We start from the raw sequence: 3,541 nt of genomic DNA, 5'->3' as shown, positions 1-3,541 counted from the left end.
TTTTCGAGCTTCTTGCGCTCTTCGAGCAGCGCCTCGACACGCGACGGCACATCGGCCGGCGAAATCTTCAGGGTCGCCGCCGCGGCCTTCAGGCGCTTGTCCTGTTCGTCGAGATGCCTGCGTGCCGCCTCGCCGGTCAGCGCCTCGATGCGGCGCACGCCGGCCGCCACGGCACTGTCCGACAGGATGCGCACCAGGCCGATATCGCCGGTCGAGCGGACATGCGTGCCGCCGCAAAGCTCGACCGAATAGGGCCGATTGGCCTTGGCGCCATGCAGGCCGGTGCCCATCGACACGACGCGAACCTCGTCGCCATACTTCTCGCCGAACAGCGCCATGGCGCCCTCGGCGATGGCGTCGTCGACCGACATCAGCCGCGTCGTCACCGGGCTGTTCTGCACGACGATCTCGTTCGCCATGCGCTCTACCTCCTCGAGCTCATCGGCCGAGATCGGCTTGTTGTGCGAGATGTCGAAGCGCAGGCGATCGGGCGCGACCAGCGAGCCCTTCTGCGCGACATGGGTCCCCAGCACCTCGCGCAGTGCCTCATGGATGAGATGCGTCGCCGAATGGTTGGCGCGCAGCTTCGAGCGGCGGGCATGGTCGACCTTGAGCTCGACGGCGGCACCGGTCTTCACCGTGCCTTTGACCACTTTGCCTAGATGCACAAACAGACCGTCAGCCTTCTTCTGGGTATCGGAAACCTCGATCGAGAAGCCCTCGCCGGAGATGACGCCGGTATCGCCCATCTGGCCGCCGGATTCGCCGTAGAACGGCGTCTGGTTGACGACCACGGCGATCGCATCGCCCTGAGAGGCGCTGTCGATCGTCTTGCCATCCTTGACCAGCGCCTGGACGATGCCTTCCGCAGCTTCAGTCTCGTAGCCGAGGAATTCGGTCGCGCCGGTCTTTTCGCGCACCGAGAACCAGACCGTCTCGGTCGCGGCCTCGCCCGAGCCCGCCCAATGCGCGCGCGCCTCGGCCTTCTGCCGCTCCATCGCGTCGGTGAAGCCGGCGATGTCGACCGAGATGCTGCGCTGGCGCAACGCGTCCTGCGTCAGGTCGAGCGGAAAGCCATAGGTGTCGTAAAGCTTGAATGCCGTCTCGCCGTCCAGCATGTCGCCGGCCTTGAGGGTCTCGGTCGCGTCCGAAAGAAGGCCGAGGCCGCGCACCAGCGTCTTGCGGAAGCGCGTTTCCTCGAGCTTCAGCGTCTCGGTGATCAGCGCTTCTCCGCGCACCAACTCGGGATAGGCCTGGCCCATCTCGCGCACCAGCGCCGGCACCAGCTGCCACATCAGCGGTTCCTTGGCGCCGAGCAACTGCGCATGGCGCATGGCGCGACGCATGATGCGGCGCAGCACATAGCCGCGCCCCTCATTGGACGGCAGCACGCCATCGGCCGCCAGGAAGGAGGACGAGCGCAGGTGATCCGCAATCACGCGATAGGACGCCACATTCTCTTGGTTCGGCCCCTGGCCGAGCGCCGAGGACGCGGCATCGATCAGATGCTTGAACAGGTCGGTCTCGAAGACGCTTTCGACGCCTTGCAGGATGGAGGCCATGCGCTCCAGCCCCATGCCGGTGTCGATCGAGGGACGCGGCAGGTCGATGCGCTCTTCCTTCGTCACCTGCTCATACTGCATGAACACCAGGTTCCAGAATTCCAGGAACCGGTCGCCGTCCTCTTCCGGGCTGCCGGGCGGGCCGCCCCAGATATGCTCGCCGCGGTCGATGAAAATCTCCGAGCAGGGACCGCACGGGCCGGTGTCGCCCATCGCCCAGAAATTGTCGGAAGTCGGAATGCGGATGATGCGATCGTCCGAGAAGCCGGCGATCTTCTTCCAGTAAGCTGCCGCCTCATCGTCGGTGTGATAGACGGTGACGAGCAGCTTGTCCTTCTTTAGCCCAAAACCCTTGGTGATCAGGTTCCAGGCAAGCTCGATCGCGCGCTCCTTGAAGTAGTCGCCGAACGAGAAATTGCCGAGCATCTCGAAGAAGGTGAGATGGCGGGCGGTGTAGCCGACATTGTCGAGATCGTTATGCTTGCCACCGGCGCGCACGCTCTTCTGCGCGGTCGCGGCGCGCGAATAGGAGCGCTTCTCCAGGCCGGTGAAAACGTTCTTGAACTGCACCATGCCGGCGTTGGTGAACATCAGCGTCGGATCATTGCGCGGCACCAGCGGGCTGGAGGCGACGATCTCGTGGCCCTCCTTGCGGAAGTAGTCGAGGAATGTCGACCGGATGTCGTTCACGCCACTCATTGCACATTGCCTTTTTCGCAAGAACCACCGGCCCGGCCGGCGGCAAATGGGCTTTGGTATTTCAGAAGATAGATGGGCCTTTTAGCGATAGCTCTTGAGCCTGTCCAGAAACACGGAGTTGGACCAATCGGCAAGCGGGCAGCGGCTCAACACCGCCCGCGAAACGCAAAACCGCCGGCGCGAAGGCCGGCGGTTCGGGTACGCAGTACTCAAGAACGCGATTACATAAGCATAACCAAATAAACCAGCATTGTGGCCGAACTCCGGCTAAGCCGACGAATTGCCTGAGCCGAACAGGAACCGCTGCGCGATCTTCCTGGACCGGCCCTACATGGCGCCGGCTTCGTCCTCGAAACCGTCGTCGCCGCCTTCGGAGCCGCCATTCTCAAGGAATTTCTCGGCGATCAGCCCGGCATTCTGCCGAAGTGCCATCTCGATCTCGCGCGCCGTGTCGGGATTGTCGCGCAGGAACAGCTTGGCGTTCTCGCGACCCTGGCCGAGACGCTGCGAATTATAGGAGAACCAGGCGCCCGACTTCTCGACCACGCCGGCCTTGACGCCGAGATCGACAAGCTCGCCGGTCTTGGACACGCCCTCGCCATACATGATGTCGAACTCGACCACCTTGAAGGGCGGGGCCAGCTTGTTCTTGACCACCTTGACGCGGGTCTGGTTGCCGACGACCTCGTCGCGGTCCTTGACCGAGCCGATGCGGCGGATGTCGAGGCGCACCGATGCGTAGAATTTCAGCGCATTGCCGCCGGTCGTGGTCTCGGGCGAGCCGAACATGACGCCGATCTTCATGCGGATCTGGTTGATGAAGATGACCATGGTGTTGGAGCGCGAGATCGAGGCGGTCAGCTTGCGCAGCGCCTGGCTCATCAGGCGGGCCTGGAGACCGGGCAGCGCGTCGCCCATCTCGCCCTCGATTTCAGCGCGCGGCGTGAGCGCCGCGACCGAGTCGACGACCAGCACGTCGATGGCGCCCGAACGCACCAGCGTGTCGCAGATTTCCAGCGCCTGCTCACCGGTGTCGGGCTGCGAGATCAGGAGGTTCTCGAGGTCGACGCCGAGCTTGCGGGCATAGACCGGATCGAGCGCGTGCTCGGCATCGACGAAGGCGCAGATGCCGCCCTTCTTCTGCGCTTCCGCAACCGTGTGCAGCGCCAGCGTCGTCTTGCCCGAGCTTTCCGGCCCGTAGATCTCGACGATACGGCCACGCGGCAGCCCGCCGACGCCAAGCGCGATATCGAGGCCGAGCGAGCCGGTCGGTACGGTTT

At 64.2% G+C, this 3,541-nt stretch carries 2 protein-coding genes; both read right to left on the bottom strand.

Annotated elements, in window-relative coordinates; translation table 11 throughout:
• A partial coding sequence (alaS, locus tag EOA24_RS31220; protein ID WP_127410451.1) for an alanine--tRNA ligase occupies nt 1-2,261 on the bottom strand: 2,261 nt, incomplete at its 3' end.
• A 327-nt stretch (nt 2,262-2,588) separates the two neighbouring features.
• The coding region (gene recA / locus EOA24_RS31215) for a recombinase RecA (protein ID WP_127410450.1) at nt 2,589-3,541 on the bottom strand (953 nt) is incomplete at its 5' end.

The sequence above is a fragment of the Mesorhizobium sp. M2A.F.Ca.ET.039.01.1.1 genome (assembly GCF_003998035.1).
Lineage (GTDB): Bacteria > Pseudomonadota > Alphaproteobacteria > Rhizobiales > Rhizobiaceae > Mesorhizobium.
The sequence above is the reverse complement of the archived record's forward strand: the minus strand, read 5'-3'. Positions and strand labels throughout refer to the sequence as shown.